This is a genomic window from Sphaerochaeta sp. (assembly GCF_050256055.1).
In the GTDB taxonomy this organism is placed as follows: Bacteria; Spirochaetota; Spirochaetia; order Sphaerochaetales; family Sphaerochaetaceae; genus Sphaerochaeta.
The window spans coordinates 1-16,864 of the sequence record NZ_JBFWIJ010000041.1 but is presented as its reverse complement, the minus strand read 5'-3'; the positions used below and the strand labels follow the sequence as shown (position 1 = coordinate 16,864).

At 50.2% G+C, this 16,864-nt stretch carries 19 protein-coding genes; 6 read left to right on the top strand and 13 right to left on the bottom strand.

From position 1 onward, the window contains the following. Positions 1-179, top strand: a 179-nt coding sequence (locus AB7C91_RS13015) for a winged helix-turn-helix domain-containing protein (RefSeq protein WP_428592127.1), incomplete at its 5' end; no start/stop codon positions are given. Beyond that, a complete protein-coding gene (locus AB7C91_RS13010; protein WP_428592124.1) occupies positions 176-1,678 on the top strand; it encodes a sensor histidine kinase in 1,503 nt (500 codons plus the stop codon). The genes AB7C91_RS13015 and AB7C91_RS13010, both read left to right, overlap by 4 nt. Here the strand turns inward: AB7C91_RS13010 and yfcE are convergent. After that, positions 1,668-2,207: a phosphodiesterase gene (gene yfcE / locus AB7C91_RS13005; protein ID WP_428592121.1), complete on the bottom strand. Its 540-nt coding sequence runs from the start codon at positions 2,205-2,207 to the stop codon at positions 1,668-1,670. The two genes, AB7C91_RS13010 and yfcE, sit on opposite strands and share 11 nt — an antisense overlap. A 272-nt stretch (positions 2,208-2,479) precedes the next feature. Between yfcE and AB7C91_RS13000 the strand changes: the two genes are divergently transcribed. Next, positions 2,480-3,496 (top strand): hypothetical protein, encoded by a 1,017-nt coding sequence (locus AB7C91_RS13000; RefSeq protein WP_428592118.1) that lies wholly within the window; start codon positions 2,480-2,482, stop codon positions 3,494-3,496. A gap of 167 nt (positions 3,497-3,663) precedes the next feature. On the opposite strand, the gene AB7C91_RS12995 is transcribed toward AB7C91_RS13000, so the two are convergent. The 6 genes from AB7C91_RS12995 to AB7C91_RS12970 are packed head-to-tail and all read right to left on the bottom strand — an operon-like array spanning position 3,664 to position 9,433. Then, the gene (locus AB7C91_RS12995) at positions 3,664-4,479 is read right to left on the bottom strand and encodes a MurR/RpiR family transcriptional regulator (RefSeq protein ID WP_428592115.1); all 816 of its coding nucleotides are present in this window, start codon (positions 4,477-4,479) and stop codon (positions 3,664-3,666) included. Positions 4,480-4,510: 31 nt separating this feature from the next. Further along, entirely contained in the window at positions 4,511-5,557 is a 1,047-nt protein-coding gene (locus AB7C91_RS12990) for an SIS domain-containing protein (protein ID WP_428592112.1), read from the bottom strand. Positions 5,558-5,567: 10 nt separating this feature from the next. Continuing rightward, entirely contained in the window at positions 5,568-6,452 is an 885-nt protein-coding gene (locus AB7C91_RS12985) for an ROK family protein (protein WP_428592109.1), read from the bottom strand. Beyond that, positions 6,449-7,297: a carbohydrate ABC transporter permease gene (locus AB7C91_RS12980; protein ID WP_332446733.1), complete on the bottom strand. Its 849-nt coding sequence runs from the start codon at positions 7,295-7,297 to the stop codon at positions 6,449-6,451. The genes AB7C91_RS12985 and AB7C91_RS12980 overlap by 4 nt, the downstream gene beginning before the upstream one ends. Position 7,298: 1 nt before the next feature. Then, positions 7,299-8,174 carry a sugar ABC transporter permease gene (locus AB7C91_RS12975; protein WP_332446734.1) on the bottom strand — a complete coding sequence of 292 codons (876 nt, stop codon included), beginning with the start codon at positions 8,172-8,174 and terminating at the stop codon, positions 7,299-7,301. Then, a complete protein-coding gene (locus AB7C91_RS12970; protein ID WP_428592105.1) occupies positions 8,174-9,433 on the bottom strand; it encodes an extracellular solute-binding protein in 1,260 nt (419 codons plus the stop codon). Before AB7C91_RS12970 ends, AB7C91_RS12975 begins: the two co-directional genes overlap by 1 nt. A 383-nt stretch (positions 9,434-9,816) precedes the next feature. Here AB7C91_RS12970 and rsgA point away from each other — a divergent pair, with 383 nt between their 5' ends. The 3 genes from rsgA (at position 9,817) to AB7C91_RS12955 (ending at position 11,653) form a co-directional block, all read left to right on the top strand. Next, a complete protein-coding gene (rsgA, locus tag AB7C91_RS12965) occupies positions 9,817-10,890 on the top strand; it encodes a ribosome small subunit-dependent GTPase A (protein ID WP_428592102.1) in 1,074 nt (357 codons plus the stop codon). Positions 10,891-11,204: 314 nt separating this feature from the next. Beyond that, entirely contained in the window at positions 11,205-11,381 is a 177-nt protein-coding gene (locus AB7C91_RS12960) for an SHOCT domain-containing protein (RefSeq protein WP_332446737.1), read from the top strand. An 11-nt stretch (positions 11,382-11,392) separates the two neighbouring features. After that, positions 11,393-11,653 (top strand): SHOCT domain-containing protein, encoded by a 261-nt coding sequence (locus AB7C91_RS12955; RefSeq protein ID WP_332446738.1) that lies wholly within the window; start codon positions 11,393-11,395, stop codon positions 11,651-11,653. Between the two features lie 78 nt (positions 11,654-11,731). On the opposite strand, the gene AB7C91_RS12950 is transcribed toward AB7C91_RS12955, so the two are convergent. From AB7C91_RS12950 to AB7C91_RS12925, 6 genes are all read right to left on the bottom strand, one after another. After that, positions 11,732-12,199, bottom strand: coding sequence for a hypothetical protein (locus AB7C91_RS12950; protein WP_428592097.1), 468 nt, complete (start codon positions 12,197-12,199; stop codon positions 11,732-11,734). 45 nt (positions 12,200-12,244) lie between these two features. Beyond that, positions 12,245-12,688, bottom strand: coding sequence for a hypothetical protein (locus AB7C91_RS12945; RefSeq protein WP_332446740.1), 444 nt, complete (start codon positions 12,686-12,688; stop codon positions 12,245-12,247). Between the two features lie 333 nt (positions 12,689-13,021). Then, positions 13,022-13,960, bottom strand: coding sequence for an ABC transporter permease (locus tag AB7C91_RS12940; RefSeq protein WP_332446741.1), 939 nt, complete (start codon positions 13,958-13,960; stop codon positions 13,022-13,024). Next, a complete protein-coding gene (locus AB7C91_RS12935; protein ID WP_428592093.1) occupies positions 13,947-14,900 on the bottom strand; it encodes an ABC transporter ATP-binding protein in 954 nt (317 codons plus the stop codon). Before AB7C91_RS12935 ends, AB7C91_RS12940 begins: the two co-directional genes overlap by 14 nt. Before the next feature lie 14 nt (positions 14,901-14,914). Continuing rightward, positions 14,915-16,075 (bottom strand): NEW3 domain-containing protein, encoded by a 1,161-nt coding sequence (locus AB7C91_RS12930; protein WP_428592090.1) that lies wholly within the window; start codon positions 16,073-16,075, stop codon positions 14,915-14,917. A 323-nt stretch (positions 16,076-16,398) separates the two neighbouring features. After that, positions 16,399-16,791: a hypothetical protein gene (locus tag AB7C91_RS12925; RefSeq protein ID WP_428592087.1), complete on the bottom strand. Its 393-nt coding sequence runs from the start codon at positions 16,789-16,791 to the stop codon at positions 16,399-16,401. Positions 16,792-16,864 lie beyond the last annotated feature (73 nt).

Sequence of the window (16,864 nt, the reverse complement as noted above, 5' to 3'; positions counted from 1 at the left end):
TTTCGCGTTCACAGATTTTGGAAGAGTGTTTCGACTACAACGTAGAATCATATGAGCGGGTGGTCGACACCCATATAAAGAATATCCGGTCCAAACTGGGCGACGGCTCCTGGATAGAGACGGTGCGCGGTTATGGGTATCGGTTCATGGGTCATGAGAAAGACAGAGCAGAGGTATGAGAAAGCAATTCGTCCGACTCTTCCTGGGATTCGTATTGGTGGTGGCTGTGGTGCTTGGCATCCAGGGGGCGGTGTTCGCCCTGAGCATCCACAACCAACGTGTTGCCTGGACACAGTCGGTTTTTGAGGAATATCTAACATCTTTGACGGAAAATCTGAAACAAGGAGTCGGTAATGCCAATTACTCCTTGTTTGCCTTGGAGCAGGTGCTGCTTGCCTCGGCGGATGACCGGGTAAGCGGGTTGTATGTACGTAATCCCGACGGTACGGTGGTGGTTGCCTACGGCAAGACCAGCGGAGGCTATGCGCTTCCATTGCCCCGCAACCATACGATGGATCCCGCTCGGATGATGATGGAAACCGCCCAGAACACCCTGACGGTCACCCAGGAAGTGGTCGATGACCAGGGTTTTTCATCGCGCGAGATGCAAAGCGATGTGTATGTGGTGAATATCATCCATACCAGCGGAGTTTCCTCGGTCATGGTGACCAAGCAGTCCGACCGGCAGAAGCAGACCATATTGTTGCCGCCACAGGTGAAGGCCAACGACATCGCCGGCAGCCTCGTGGTGAAGGACAACAATGAGGTGGTGGCATTGGTTGATGTGCTTACCTTTACTCCTTTCACGTATAAGGATACAGGCCGGCTTTTCCGCGGCTTGCTTTACCCCTTCCTCTATTCCATCCCCTTTGCGTTCATCATCGCATTGTTTATGGCTGCTTCCATTTCTCGGAAGAACCAGCGGTATACCCAGGCCATCCAGGATGCACTTTCCTATTTGAGCAAGGGGGAGAACGGCGTACAGCTGCCGCAGACAAAGATCGATGAGCAGAAGGTGATCAACGCATCAATTGAGATGCTGGATGCAAACCTGCTGCAGAATAAGAAGAGCAGGCAGGCTTGGCTTCGGAGCATCAGCCATGACTTGAATACGCCGGTAGCTTCTATGAAACTGCTCATCGATGGAATGGTCGACGGTGTATTCCCGTTGCAGGAAAAGACCCTTGCAAGCCTGAAGAGGGAGAATGACAGCCTGAGTGAGCGGATTGCCATGGTGGTGCTGTATGCAAACCTGCAGAGTCCCGAGGCAAAGGCGCAGACCAGGCAGCTCGACATTGCTTCCTTCCTGGAAGAGGTACTTTCCCATTTCACACGGGAAGAACGAGAGCGGATCTACGTGGATGCAGACAAGGCGAATGTAACGGCCGACCCGAAGTTGATGGTACAGGCCTCCAGGGCTTTGCTGGCCAACGCGCTGGCGGCAAGTGACGATTCGGTGGGGTGGGCGATAGAAGAGAATGCAATGACGTTCTCCAATGCGGGGAAATTGGCGGAAGGGGTCGACTTCTTTGAGCCTTGGACGCGAGGTGATGACAGCCGCAGTACCCCGGGCAGCGGTCTGGGCCTTCCGATCGTCAGCCAAGTGATGCGCCTGCACCACGGCTCGGCTACAATCGAGCAACAGGATCAGAAGGTGGTGGTGAGCCTTAGATGGTAAGGCTCTTCACCACATTGCCGTCAAAGTCCTTGATGGTGAAAGTCCTTTCTTCCAGAAGACAGTAGGTGGGAGGGTATCCGCCTTTGGGTATGGCGACCGAGCCTGGATTGATGAAGACCAATCCGTCCCTTTCTTCTGCAACGGGGATGTGGGTGTGGCCGCTGACCACGATGGTGCCTTTCTGCAGGGGCGGCAATTCCTTATGGCCGTGGTGCAGGTAGATCATGCTTCCTCCAAGCTGTTCGAGATACATCACCGCACTGTCGGAAAGCATCGGGAATTCGAGCACCATTTGGTCGACTTCCGTATCGCAATTCCCTTTCACACAAATTAGCGAATCTTTCACAAGATTTTGTAGCCTATACGTTTCTTTTGGGTTATACTCATGAGGAAGGTCATTTCTGGGCCCGTGGTAAAGCAAGTCCCCAAGTAGGATAAGCTTGGTGGCTTTGGATTGTGTATAGATATCCAGAAGCGTATGCATCGCGTATGCACTTCCGTGTATATCAGAGGCAAAAAGGTATATCATACTTATATGATACTAAAATCGGTTATGTACGGCAATGATGTTGACAAACCAAAGGATATTGTCTTTGTAACCTTCTCCTCATCTCCACAAATAAGTTTTGTGCACACAAACCACACATATAAACAAAATTTCCTCACACAATTCCAAATTAACACATACTTCCATCACACTAATCCATCGTTCACACAATATTTATCCATTCTACTCACAAAGTGCATCAGCATACTGATGTTACAAATAAACTCTCACGCAAAAAAATGGAGATTTACGTCATGAAGAAAAAGTTTGTATTGACTCTGGCGCTGGTTCTCATGGTTGCAGCTACGTTGGTTGCAGCTCCTATCGAGTTGTCTGGCTATTTTAAAACTGGCTATACTCTGAGTCTTGCCAGTGGTGCAAATAGTGTGACCACCAACGGTGCCCCGCAGGTTTCCCTGAACAACTTGGCTTTGACCGGTGATTTCTGGAAGATTTCTTTTGATGACATGGTTGCATCTGGTACTCCTATCAGTTTCGATGGTGACAATCAGTTGAACAAAGCAACTGCTACTATCTATCTTGATAAAGCTCTTGCTGCTGAAGGCGTGGATCTTGGTGACATGGCTGTTACCGCTACCATTGGTAACAAGACTTCCTTGGGTGGTCTGAGCGTATACAGCAACTCCAGAGATGACCTTTCTTCTCTTTCTATGAAGAGTGGTGAGGCTGATAGCTCTGCTTTCGGTGTTCAGTTGGATAAGGGAAGTTTGTTCTCTGTCTACGCTGGTGCTGATATTGCTGCTTTTGACACTGCTAACAAAGCGATTGTTCTTTCTGCAAAGGCCGCTCCTGTTGATGGGGTAAAAGCTGCTGTTGCTTACACGAACATTGATGCTGCTTCCGCCAAGGGTTCTGTTGCTGGTTCCGTCACCGTTGACGTAGCAGCTCTTGCTGGTCTTGATTTCGGTCTCGTTGCTTCTGCCTATGATGTATTCCTGTTCACCCCGGAAACCAACAAGCTGTATGTTGAAGTAAATGGTTCCTATGACAAGGTGTCTGCTTGGGCTGAATACAGAATCGTTGGCAAGGTCAATGACTTGAAGGTCAGTGCTTCCTACTCTGGTATCGAGAAGGTCGGTCTCTCTGCTTACGTTGTTCTCGGTGACATCACCAAGCAGGTTGCTATGACCACTGAAATTGGTGCTGGTGCTAACTACACCATGGGTGGCGTAAAGTATGCTCTTGATGCTGCTTATACTACTTCCAACAAGACTCTTGCTCTCAAGCCGACCGTAAAGATTTCTTTCTAACAATTGGCTGAAAGTAAAAAGTGGCCCATCGTTGATGGGTCACTTTTTTACTATCATGCTTCTATCACTATTTTCCCTTTTCTTTCCTCATCTTGTATGGTTTAGAAAGAGAAACAGGCAGCCTTCACTGCCTGCTTCTCTTCTCTTACTCTACCTATCATGTTCTCCTACATCTGTTTCTTCGCCACCGAATCGTAGGTTATCTTCAGAGCATCCCGCACTTCCTGGTATGTATCATAGAGGTAATTGGTCAGAACCTCGATCAAGAAGTAGAACGGAAGCCTGGTACCCAATTCAGCCTCAAGAGCAGGAATCCTGATTGCAGTGATCAAACAAAGATCGGATAGCTTCACCAAAGGCGATTTCACATGATTGGTGAATGAAATAATCTTCGCTTGCATCTTTTTTGCCACCGTGACCGTATCCAGAATTTCCTTCGTTGTGCCTGAGAAGGAAAATACGAACACTGCATCTTCCTTGTTGAGCAGGGAGACACGGTATGACTGCATGTGGTTGTCGGCATCCAGTGATACATTGTCAAAACCCATTCTGATCAATCGATACGCAAATTCCTCAGCCATAGGGAAGGATCCGCCGAATCCAAGGATAATGATCTTGCGTGCCTTCACGATTGTCTCGGCAACTTCGACAATATTCTTATCCTCCGTATTACGGAGTGTCACATCCAATTGCTTGAACACCATCTTCCGGTATTTACCCAGCAGAGAATCTTCTTCTTTCTCCGCATTCTCCTGGTCGCCGGTATTCTCCGTAGCAAGCCTGATCTTGAAATCCTGGAACCCCTCACACCCTATTTTCTTGCAGAATCGGATGATTGAGCCGTACCCAACACCACTTTCCTCGATTACCTCGGTAATCGTCTTGAAAATGATATTGGGATTTGCACGAATGTATGCAACAAGCTTTCGTTCCGTTGCACTGAATTGGTTACTTTGGCTTTCAATAATATCGGTTAACAACATGGCTTCAGTATAGCTGCTTTCTCCATTCAGGTCATTCGGTGATGGTTACCTTGCTGCCATATCTCGGCAGTCCTGTCTGTGGATTCTTCGTACACGCAAAGGCAATCATCAGGCTTTGGAATGCGGTCATCATTCCCACCACCGTAAAGATGTCATCCCCACTGGGGAACCTGACAGTCAGAGAACCCTCGAGTGCCTGATGTGAAGATGCGTCAAACACCACGAGCTTGAACCCTGCTTTTTTCTGCAGATCCTCAAAACTACTTGCAAGTTGCCCAAGCGTCCCGTCTTGTCGGAAGACTACCAAAGCGGAGTCCGGGCCCAGTATTTCCATCGGACCATGACGCAGCTGGCCCGTTTCCAGACACAGCACCGACCGCCTGCTCAGCTCCTCACATCCAAGTGCAAACAATTGGGCCAATGGATTGAACAGACTTCTTCCGGTGGCAATCACCTGATACGCCTGGCTAAGAATTCCCAATGCCTGAAGCAACGTCTCCTGTGATTCTGGACCAGCTTCAAGCGCCTGTTCCAAGGTGCGCTTGGATTCAAGTCCGAGCACGACACATACACTAGCCATGATGGTGATGGTCAACGTAACGCTGCGGGTTCCCGCGAACGCTTTTTCCGCACCACCATGGGCTACGAGCGCCTCGGTCTTCCTTCCTATGGTACTCTCCTCATTCAGCGTGATGCCGAAGAGCTGGAGTCCTTCCAGCAAGGGAAGACAACGCACCGTCTCCACGGACTCTCCCGATTGGCTGGTGAGCAATACCGGGCCTTTCCACGTGGGAAGCGGATCATAGAGGAACTCAGAAGCGCTCACGGCCAGCGCTTGGACACCCAGCTTTCTGAGCTGCAAGGCGAACAGCTCATTGGCAAAATGGGATGCCCCCATCCCGAGCAGCAACAAGCTCTGATGGGCTTTGATCGCCTTCGCCAATTCTCTGACTCCTACTTTCGTAGTCTCGATGCTCTCCTTGGCATCGGCGATCTGCCGATCCATCTCCAAGAGAATCGCCTCCACACCACTCTTGTCACCCAACAGTGCGGCACACGTTTCGATCATCGTTCTCATAGCATTCTCCCTATTCGTACAGAGCCATCAGGGCTGCGCCCAGACTTCCTGCCTTTTTTCCTGCAATACACCGCTGTAACGTTGTTCTTCCATACGTCGGTTGCAACGCATCCAAGCGTTCCTGGGTCGGTTGCAACAAATATTCTGCAAAGAACTCCTGCATCCCCCCACCGATATACACCGTTTGAGGATGGAAGATGATGGTGAGCGCACTCACCGATTCATAGAGGGCAGTCACCAACTCCTGCCTGAATTGTGATCCAAGTGTACTGGTTTGCAGCATCAGTTCTTCCGGCTTCAACCCGGCAACGTGGAACGCACGACGGTTGATGCCGCTTCCCGATAAAATATGCTCCATACAGTTGTGCCTGCCGCAGTAGCATTGGTTTTCATCGAAAATACTGGTAGGAATATGCCCGATTTCCGGATGAATGCCGCCGGGAATCCGGAACAATTGACCATCGATTCGGATTGATACCCCGACTCCCGTTCCGAAAGTGAGCATCATCGTATTCTGAGGTGCATCCGTATGAAGGAATACCTCACCAAGATGTGCTGCATTGGCATCGTTGTCTACGACTACCGGTACACCAAATTCCTGTTGCAGCAATTCCTTGATGCTGTGTCCCTCCAGACCGGGAAGTGTATAGGGGTTTTGTATGATGCCGCTGCGATAATCGATGGGGCCGGTGCAACCAACCCCGATCGCAACCATCTGGGCCTCGTGTTGATGACAGATTTCTTGGATCTTGGCACGACACGAAGCGATACATGCCTTGGAGCCATCCCTGGAGGATGTACTGAAGGAAGTTTGAGCTACCACTGTCTTGTCTTGGCCAAGTGCAAGAACCTTGACCGAGGTGCCCCCGATATCGAGTCCTATGGAAACCTTCATTCCTTCACCCCGCCTTGGACAAGCCCTCTGATCAAGGCACGTTGAAACAGGACACCGATTAAAACCGGGGGAGTGGATGCGATTACCCCACCGGCAGCGATCAGGTTGTAATTCGACTGCCTCCCCGAGGCCAGATTGGCGATGACCACCGGAAGCGTGATCGCTTCCTTGCTGCTGGTGAACAGCAATGCATAGAAGTATTCATCCCAAGCCATGATGAGCGCTAGCAAGGCTACGGTACCCAAAGCGGGTAGCAACAAGGGAAGCACGACCAGCGTAATGCGTTTGGTGATGCCCGCCCCGTCTATGATCGCCGACTCTTCCAGCTCGTAGGGAATGGCATCGATATTCTCCTTGATCAACCATACACAGAAAGGAAGTACGATGGTGCAGTAGACCAAGGCAAGCGAGAATGAATTGTCCAACCAACCAAGGCGGGTGAGCATGCGATACAAAGGAAGCGCATACGCAACCGGGGGCAGCATGAACGAGAAAATGGCTGCCATCAGGATGAGGCTTTTTTTTCCCGGATAGCGGGAAAGCACCCAGGATGCGGGAATGGTGACGATTAAGGAGAGCAGCACCGCAGAGAAAGCGGTGGTGACGCTGTTGCGCAACGCATTGACGAACAACTCGCCTCTGCTGTTGATCCCCATGGTCATGAGTTCTTGGTAACTGGAGATATCGATCTTCGAAGGAATCCAGTGCAATGGTTTCTGGGTAAGGTCACTGGATGTACTGAATGACATGATGATCAGCCAGATGAAGGGAGCAAGCAGGTAGACAACCAAGCAGATGACGACCGTATACAAGAGAATGGAATGGATTGGTTTTCGTCTTGCCATCCTAGGCCTCCCTTCGGGATAGAAAGCGGAGGTAGAAAAGGATCAGGATCATGATCAAACTGACCATGATGATGGCATATGCGGCCCCTGAACCCATCCGGGAATTGGTGAATGCTTCCTGATATACGAAGATACTGGCTGAACGGGTTTTGTTTGCAGGACCTCCCTTGGTCATGATGTAGATGATATCGAAGACTTTCACCGCTTCGATGATACGCAGCACCAAGGCAACCTGCAATGACGGGATGAGATGGGGTAGGGTGATGTAGCGGAAGCGTTGCCACGCTCCCGCCCCATCGATCTTGGCCGCTTCGATCTGGCTGTCCGGCAATGTCTGCAGGGAAGCCAGCGCGATCATACCGACCAAGGAAAAATTCTTCCACACGTCGGCGAACATGACCGACCAGAGTGCTTTGTCTGCACTCCCGAGCCAGCTGATGTAATTCTCGATGAAACCAAGTTGGGAAAGCAGGGAATTGAGGGCTCCGTATTCGGGGTTGTAGATCAGTCTCCACATGATCGCGTTCACGGTCGTGGGAACCGCCCAGGGGAGAATCAAGAGAGCCCTGACGAGATTTCTTCCCTTGAAGGGTTCATTGAGCAGCAACGCCACCGAGGTGCCGAGGATCATTTCCGAGGACACGACCACCAAGGCGAACATGGCAGAGACCTTCAAGGCAGCCAGATATCCCTGATTGGTCAAGCCGTCCTTGAAGTTCTCAAATCCCACGAACGCACCTCTGGAAATATCCATGAGTTTTGAATCAGTGAAACTGAGGACAAATGTTTGGATCAAAGGCCACCCGATGACTGCCCCCATGACCACGATCATGGGAGCAAGCAACAGGGAATACCGTCGTGTTCCCCGCATAGCCATTACTTCATCTCCTTGACCTTCTGTACTGCTTCCGTAAGCGCCTGCTGAGGTGTTTTCTCTCCATACAGTGCGTTCTGGATGTACTGCTGGAAGACCGCACTGACCTCTTGGTAATTCGGGACACTCGGACGAACGTTCATGATGGAGAAGGCTTTCTTTGCTGCATCGGCCAAGTCCTCGCGTCCTGCTCTGACCTTCGGATCATCATAGCTGGCACTCCATACGGGAAGCTGAAGATTCGAATAGGTATCCTGTACTTCCTTGCTGGAGAGGTAGAGAATATATTGCAGCGCTTCTGCCGGATGCTTGGACTTGGTAAGCACGGAGAGTCCCATCGAACCGCTCATTGCCGCCGAATCCTTTACGCCCTTTGCCCCGGGAAGCACCATGACCCCGACGTCCGCTTTGCTGAGTTTGCTCTCGGCAGGGTCGCTGGCCAAGGCGTACATATACCCCCAGTTGAGGGTGAATGCCGCATCACCGGTCGAGAACACCCGCCGTACATCTTCCTCGAGGAATTCGAGGGAGTTGGGGTTGAGCAGTCCTTCCTTCTTCAGGGAAACAAGCAGATCGAGCGCCTTGACTCCGGTCTTGTCCAGAATGTAATTGCCTTGTGCATCCTGGAAGGAACCACCGTAGGCCTCAAGGAAATTCGAATAGACGCAGATCAGGGCCTCGGCTTGGGCAAGACTGAATACGAACGGGTATTCCACAATGCCCTTGGCTTTCAAGGCACGACCCATGTCCATCATTTCCTCAATGCTCTTGGGAGGATTGGAGAACCCGGCCTTTTGCAGCATCGACTTGTTGTAGAACAGGTACATGGTGTCGAGGAACCAGGGAAGACCCACTACCTTGCCATGTTTGGTTGTGAAGTTCCAGCCGCCGGTCAATACACCGTCGCGATAGTTCTTCGGGATGTCGGCGGTAATATCGGTAAGCATTCCTTTGCTGTCGTATTCGGTGAACCAGATGTCATCAACCAGCACCGCATCATAGGAATTGTTGGAACTATAGGCCAACAATGTCTTGTTTCTCAACTCTTCATAAGGAACGAACTCTGTAGAGACCTTGATGTTCGGATGGGCTTTCATGAAGTCCGCCGTCATGTCATTGACGTTCTGTTCGGAATACGCTGCCTGCGCCATTCCCAAGAACCGTAGTTCGATCATGTCACTGGGTGCACTTTCCTTGGTGCCGGCTCCGAATATCGGCAGCAGACAGATGAGTGCGAGCAAGAACACGATACCTTTTTTCATGCTTTCCTCCTTGTCATGGGCACACAGGTACCCACTTTTCTTCCTTTTTTCCAGTATTCAATGGGTCGGCGCAAAGGTCAAGGATAAATTATCCATAAAAAACAAAAAAGTGGATACTATATATTTTTGCCGGTCATAACCCCTGAGCGGTGCTTGACGGCAAGATCCGGCGGGAGTATAGTGCTCTTGTATTCTCAATTCTATGGAGTGTGGATGGTACAGTATCATCTGGATTCGGTCGCCCAAACCCGGTAACGGTGTCGGGCCAGGCTTCCAGGATTCCTTTTTTCCCTAGTCTCGGCAACACCCGTCCCGGGTTCAACCTACCCAAACAGCGGTAGGCTGTTTGGTATGTTCAATGACCAATAACCGGACGGTACACTATGAATCAAAAGACATCATATGAAACTTTGTTGCCCTATGGATGGACACAGACCAACACCATCGATTTTCTCCCCTATGCAGAGCAGGGTCTCTTACCGGCACGCATCATACAGCAAGCTCATCATTATTTTCAGGCATTCCAAGGGGACCGGACGGTTCTTTTGGAACGTTCCGGCACGTTTTCGAATCTTCAGGATTTGGGAGTCCAGCCCTCTCCTGTAGTGGGGGATTGGTGTGCCATTTCTCCCTATTCGGCTACAAGGGCCTTGCTTGCAGGAGTCTTGCCGAGAACCACAACCTTCTCCCGACCTGTCTTGCACGAACAAGGTGCGGTGGAAGGGTCGGCCGAGGTGGTGGCTGCAAATGTGGATCAAGCGGCGATCATCATGGATGCATACCACGATTTCAATATGCACCGAATCGAACGATTTGTCGCTTTGTTGGCGGTACAATCGATTCCGAGCATGCTTGTCCTCACGAAAACCGACTTGCTCGAGGATCCTCTTTTTTATCGAGCACAGATATCGGCCCGACTGGCCGATCTTCCGGTATTCATGGTCGACTCCTTGAGTCTTTCGGGCATAGAACAGTTGTTGCATAGGTTCGTTCCCGGTTCCACCACGATGTTGCTGGGAGCCAGTGGAGCGGGAAAGTCGACGCTGGTGAATGCTTTGATGGGATATTCCGTTGCAAAGACAGCGATGGTGCGACCGCAGGATGGCCGTGGCCGGCATACGACCACCAGCCGTGCATTGCATCTCTTGCCCAATGAGGCACTGGTGCTGGATACGCCGGGTCTCAGGGTGGTGGGAATGAATGGAGGCGTGCAGGCAGTGGAGGATTCGTTCTCCGACATTGCCGATCTTGCGCGATCATGCCATTTCTCAGACTGTTCTCATACCGGGGAGAAAGGATGTGCGGTACAGAAAGCACTGCAACAGGGGAAATTGGAACAAGATCGGTATCTTCAGTTCCTCAGATTGCGGGAAGAAGCGAGTAAGTGGGAAAACCATGAAAGGCGGGAAAAGGAACGAGGGAGGCTACTCTACCTCTATCGCAGGGAGGGAAGATGACGATCAAATCGAATATCTCCTGTGGCAAGGGGTAAGATGATTGGCTTGGTTTTGGAGAACCAAAGGTGAGCGATATACTGGATAAACGAGTCAGTGCATGAGAAAAATAGTATCAAAAGCTCAATTATTACTTATCCTTATTGAAATTGAAGATTTATCAACAGATTGTGAGGAATATGGAGAAATACTTCATATTGTGTGAAGAACAGAGGAGTATGGGTGATATCCTATGGACATGGTAGTTATTTATCTTGACAAGATATACCTGCATTCCGATACTTGTTTTATACCGCACAAAGGTATGGGAGCCAAAGATGATGCTACTATTTATTGTATTGATTGCATTCGTGATTTATTACGTGGTGAAGAACCCTCGTAGTGAAACAACGAATCAGAAAGAGTCCTCAGCGATGGATATCCTCAAAAAGCGATATGCCATGGGAGAAATAACCAGAGACGAGTTTCTTACAATGAGTAAGGAACTGAAATAGGAGAAACAGTGATGTATAATGCAATGTATTGGGGAGCCGGCAGGCTTGCCGGTCCGTGCTTCGGGTATGGTTTTATTGGTGGAATGCCTTGGGTAATGGGCCTTGCCGGTCTTGCCTTGGTCGCAGCCTTGGTCCTTTCGATCATCGCCATCGTACGGACGTCCAAAAAGCGGACGCAAAGTTCAGAGGCTTTGCACATCCTTGAGGAGCGGTATGCCAAGGGCGAGCTTACCAAGGAAAGTTATGATACCATGAAGAAGGATCTTCGCTAATAACAGAGTGTAAACGCAACTCCCCACCTTCTGCAGTGTGATAGCCAGGCTGCAGAGGGTGGGGCTGTTTGTTTTTTCCTACTGCCAACCTACCTTTGTATAGGAATCGAATTCAGGTTGGGAATAATCATATCCGCCTTCCATTGCTACTACAGGTTGTCCGTCACGGTTTTCCACCGTGACTTCCACATACCGTGTGCTGCTGGACCAGTACAGAATGCTCAATGCTTGGTCAAGCGGATTATCGGTGAGGGCCACATCGGTTGCCCCATCGTTGACGGTAAGGTAATAGGTTACACGCTCTCCTGGTTTAAGCTCTACATCGAATTCCATATACTGGCTGGAAGACAATACCTCTCCATCAGGAATATAGGAAGTACTCCAACTGCCGGAACCCGTCTGTAAATACAATCCGGTAATGGCATAATCGGATGCTGTATTGCCAAACCAGACATGCAGTGTACTCTGTGTATCAGAACATCCCATGAACAAAGCACTGGTTATGGTGAAGATGAAAAGTAATAATCCTCGGTTGGTTTTGCGCATAGAATTCCCTCTCTCACGGAATGGACGGTGATTTGATGATGGTGCTTACAGTGTCCCGAGAGTGAACGTTTCACCACCAATGGGCTGGTCACCGGTGCACACGGCTTTGAGTTTTCCGTTTTCCAACGAGAGCGTGATGGTCACATCCTTCAGCGGTTCATCAGGGTCGTCCCCGTAATAGATGATCAAAATTTGATTGTTCGGATCGGTGACATCAGTTTCGCTGTAGGCAAATTTCCCGGTGAAGGTTGCCCCGCTGGCGGTCCCATCCGCCATGACGAAATATTCGGTGTTGTCTGCCGTCCAATGAATGTCAAGTTTTTTGGCGCTTGGATCGTCATCGGCTTGCATGACACTGATGTGTGATCCATCAGGGAAGTCCCATTCCCCAAGCATGTCTTCATAGGTATAGGTGACGGATTCAGTACACCCGCCGAGTAAAATCGCCATGCCCAATGCGGCAAGGCCCAGCACAATCAATTTCTTCATACCTGTATCCCTCTTCATGGAACGTACATTCAGACGAAATGGCAATGTGCCATATCTTGGTGCTAGAGATGGTTGGCAGAGAATTCATTGGTTGTTGGAAGGTAGGGTTCCTTTGGAGGAGCTCAGTATCGGTTCTGAAAGCTTGCGACTCCCACTTCGTATGCTGTAGGCTTTCAGTACCTTGGCCAGAATCTGAAGTTCAAAGGGTGGAACCAGGGGTCAGTGGAAAGATGTAATGCATACAACCTCCAGACATATTAGTGTATTTGCAGTATATGCCATGGAGGGGAGAAAGCAAGAGCAGGGCCCCGTTCGGGAGCCCTGCTGAATACGCTACATACGAATTTCCTTTCGTTGGAAAAGCACGTATGCCAAAGCAAAGACAAGAATGATGGTGGCGAAAAACGCCGTTACATGGGGCCAGATGAGCAGCATGCTCTGGCCGAAGGGAAGGGGGCTTCCCATGATGGCTCCCTGCAACTGGGAGAAGAGTACGACTCCCAAGGAACGGGTGGATGGGTTGAGGATCGCCAGGGCCGACTCTATATAGAGCCGGTAGGGGGACACCCTGCCCAGTACCACGCCCATTTGCGCAGTGCTGTATTGGTCACCACCTCCTAAACCTATGGCCAGAAGCTGGGAGATCATCGGCCAGAAGATCATGAAGAACAACCACAGGGCGATTGCAACCAGAGCCGAGACGGCGCTTTGTCGGAAGATGATTGAGGAAGCCATTCCGATCATATACCACAAAAGCGCATAGAGTAGCGTCACCACGTAAAAGGCCAATGCCCGTGCTATCTGCTCACCGGATGGCGGGACACCGAGGAAGAACATGGCTCCCCCTATGACCAGCAACCACAAAGCCAACAGTACGATGGCCATGGCACTCAAGGCGCCCAAGGCTTTTCCGAAAAGCAGGACATCCCGGTAGATCGGTTGGGAGAGGATCCTTCCCAGCGTCCGGTTCTGATACTCTGCGTTGATGGCATCAAAACCAAGTGCAATTCCGGTCAGCGGCACCAAAAAGGAGATGAATGAGAGGAACGAAGGAATAGGCCCCTGACTGATTGTAAACAGGTTCAGCAGCATGAAGGAGTCTTCCCCTACGTAGGAACGCAAGGTCTGGGCTGCCACATACATGCTGGCTCCTGCAGTGAGGATGATCAGGACCATCAGGATTACCATCCTGATATTCCCGGCATAATCCTGCATCTCTTTCAGCCATACCACCTTCAAGCCGGTCAATGCAGAACCCTCACGCTTGGTCATCGCTTGCCTCCTTGAATGCCAGCTGATAGATATCATTCAATGAATGTTTCTTCAGTTCCAACGACGAGAGGTTGTTTCCTCCACCAATGACCAGCTGGGCCAGAGTTGAACGGATATCCTCACGACAGGTGAGCAGATACCCACCTTCTTCCCGTTTCTCCACGGCAAGAACTTTGTCCTGACGTTTCAATACCTCTGATAAATCCTGATCACCCTCGATCTGGAGTGCGATCAAGACATCCTTTCCAAAGTGCTCTCGGGCAAGCTCATCGACCGAACCGAAGCTGATCAATTTCCCGCGGGAAAACAATCCCACCCGGTCACAGACCGATTGCACTTCATCCAATTGGTGGCTGGAGAGCAGGAACGTCATTCCTTCGGTCTTCCTCAGGGATGCGATCATGGACAGGAATTCAGCGATGCTCTGGGGGTCCAACCCTTGGGTCGGTTCGTCCAGAATGGCGATCCTGGGTTGCTTCACCAGCAACTCCGCCAATCCGAGCCTCCGTTTCATTCCATGGGAGTAGGTGCGGACCTTGTCATTCATCCGGTCGGTCAATCGCATTTTTGCCAATGCATCGACGATCCGTTTCTCCCGCTCTTCCCTGTCCAATCCTAAAAATCGTGCCGTATAGTCGAGATTCTCAAATGCAGTCATGTATTCGTAGAATCCTATCGTGTCAGGCATATATCCGACCTGTCGCTTTACCGCAAGGGGTGTACGAAGAGGGTTGTATCCAAGAATGGATACTTCCCCTTCGGTGCTTTCCAAAAGGCCCAGGAGCATGAGGATCGTGGTCGTCTTGCCCGAACCGTTTGGTCCGAGCAATCCGAAGATTTCTCCTTCCTGCAGGCTGAATGAAATATCATCCACTGCTTTCACGCCCTTCCGGTATTGCTTGGTCAGGTGGGAAACGTGTAATACCGTATCGTTGCCCATTCCTTTCCCTCCTGTTATCTACGTCCGAATTTCTTGACGGCAAAGACCAACAGCACCGCTGCTGCAGCAATAATGACGATGGAGACGATCCCCCATAGTGAAGAAGTCTGGACGGTAATTCTGTATTGCGTGGAAACATTGCCTGCATTGGCTGAGTTTGCCTTCAGCGTCAGGCTGTAGTCACCAGTCAACGCTTCGGTTGATGGCTTGACTGTAGCCTTGACCACCACAGTCTGGCCTGCCGGAATTTCCTCGACGACTGACGGATTGTAGGAAACTGTCCAGTTCGAAGGTGTGTAGGACGAGAGTTCCACCTTCTTGGCTGTTGCACTGCCGCTGTTCTTCAGTTCAAGGTCGAGCACCTTCTCTTTTCCTGCAACTGCACTGCTGCTGAGCAACCCATCCTTTCCGGACAAGGACAATTTGGCCTGCCCCTGGACGTCGAGGGTAACGGGTACCGATGCCTGTGCACCCGAGGATTTTGCTTGTACTGTGATGGGGTAAGTGCCCTCGGACACTCCTTCGGGAGGAGTTACCGTCACCTGGATCGATCGGGAAAGTCCGGCACCCAAGGAAAGGGTGTTCAGATTGCTGGATCCGTATTGTTCCTTGAAGGAAGCGGAGAAGCCTTGCGGTACATCGGCATAGAGATCGATCAGGGTATCGCTGGCACTATTGTTCCGCAACGTGACTTGGAATGAGAAGGGGGAGGATGGATCGCCCTTAATCGTCGGAAGTTCGGTGCTCAATGCCAAGCGTTGGGGAAGCTGCTTTCCCATGGTCACGGTCAACGGAAGGGAGAAGCTGGCCCCATCTTCACCTTTTGCATTGATGGTGAAGTTGTAGGTTGCTTCCTTGCTGACCTTGGAGGGAATGACCCAGAGTTGTACGCTGGCTGTGCTCTCGGGTTCTGCGAACACTGCATTCACCAGACCACCGCCGCCGACAAATTGGTAATCCCAACCATTGGGAAGGCCTGAAAGGGAGAGATCCACCCGCTGGGGTGCCAAATTGTAGCTCTTAACCTTGAGATCGAAGGTGATCATATCGGTGGAGCTCACGTTCAACGAGGGGTAGCTGGTTGCAACCGACAACCCTTCGTAGGCAGCAAAGAGTGGCGAAAAGGCCACCAGAAACACGACCAGTAATCCAACCAAACGAATGTTCCGTTTCATGAAGCGTATTCCTCCAAATAGAATTGAAAAATCTAAAAACAGGAATATGCCTAAGGACAAAAACCGTCAAGTTTGGTAGGAATTCATCATTCTTGACAAGTACAACTGAGTGACAACTTCTTCATGGAAGCGAAGAGAATTCGTAACAAACTCTGGATATGTTTGGCAACATTTGCTCAAAAACCAGATTTCCCTGAATCCAATCTTCAAACAACACATCGAATCCTCAAATACGGTTGATGTATGCTTGATATTTTTTCATAGAAGCTCTATCCCCATCGGAGGGATGGGGATGGAAGAATTATGGTAAATTGATATCACGATCAAGCTGGTACGAATGAAAATGTTCTTCCAGCCAATGGTCCGCTGCCGGAGCAAACTGCGGTGAGCACTCCATTACTGTAAGAAAACTTGATACTGATTTGATACGGCCCTTGTTCACTCTCTCCGGTAGCCTGTGATGTATAGGATGCAGTCAACGTATCATTGGCATATTCAAAAGAAGGGAAATAGCACATCACCCAACTATTTGAATCAGATGGTGTCTCATAATATCCTAGATCAATATGTATCGATGAACTTTGATCAACATAACTCAGTTGACTTTGGTTGCTGTCTGTCCACTCGGTGGCGATATCTTTCCATTTTATGGAGGTATCAACATTCCCATCGCAACCAACCAATGCAATTGCCCCAACAAGCAGCAGAACTGCCATAACTTTGTTCCTCATTTTCTTCTCCTTTTGTGGTATTTTGCTCTTTTAGTATTTTATAGATGCCTGAGGAATA